Genomic DNA, 1,019 nt, shown 5'->3' on the forward strand with positions numbered 1-1,019 from the left:
GAGCAGGCGACGCAAGCCATGTCCGAACTGGCAGAGGACCTGAAAAATTCCACCGACGTGGCCAAGAGTGCCGAAGAGGTGGCGTCTTCGGCCGAGGAGCTTTCCTCCGCCGTGCAGGAAATCAACAGCGCCAGCGCCCAGATCATGGCGGCCATCGAACAGATCCGCAAGGGCGCGCAGACGTCCGCAGCGGCATGCGAACAATCCTCGGCGGCAGTCAACCAGATCGAAAAAGGCGTGGAGGTGGCGCAGCAGCGTGCCACGGATGGCGGCGAGAAGGTGAAGGCGGTACTGGCAACACTCGGCGTCAACAAGGTCTCGGTGGATGAGCTGATCAACGGGATTACCTCATCGGTCAGGGGCACGCAGGACAGTATCAAACAGGTGAAAGATCTGGAGCAGGTGTCGCGGCGCATCAACAAGATTGTCGAAGCCATCACCACGGTGTCCATCCAGACCAACATGCTGGCGGTCAACGGCTCCATCGAGGCGGCGCGCGCCGGCGAGTTCGGCAAGGGCTTCGTCGTGGTGTCCACCGACATCCGTAACCTGGCCCGCGACTCGGCCGAAAACGCCGACCGCATCAAGGACCTGGTGAAAGCGGTGCAGGATCAGATTGTTGCCGTTAGCACCGATCTTGATGACATCGTCAAATCCGCCCTCAGCGAGGTGGAAGGGGCCAAGGCCTCGACCGCCAACCTCAACCTGATCGAATCCGACATCATCGTGGTTGAGCAGGGTACGCGCGAAATTCTGGCGGCATCCATGGAAATTGCCACGGCCATCGGTCAGGCGAAGAGGGGAATCGAGCAGATTTCCACTGCATCTCAGGAAGCCGAGAAAGCGGCCAACGAAGCGGCCAGTGCTGCCGCGCAGCAATCCAAGGGCGCCGAGGAGTTGGCCTCCGCCATCGAAGAGATATCTTCTCTTGCCGACGAACTGCAAAGCGCAGCATAAAGGGAGACCATCATGACAACAGAAACAACACTGGAACAACGGGCGGACGAGGTGCGCCCCGG

Annotated in this window: 1 protein-coding gene; it reads left to right on the forward strand. The window is 60.5% G+C overall.

From position 1 onward, the window contains the following. Positions 1–957: methyl-accepting chemotaxis protein (locus B3V69_RS00175; protein WP_296442667.1), on the forward strand; the 957-nt coding region annotated here is incomplete at its 5' end. Positions 958–1,019: the final 62 nt, after the last annotated feature.

The organism is Rhodoferax sp. UBA5149, from assembly GCF_002413825.1.
Classification (GTDB): Bacteria; Pseudomonadota; Gammaproteobacteria; order Burkholderiales; family Burkholderiaceae_C; genus Rhodoferax.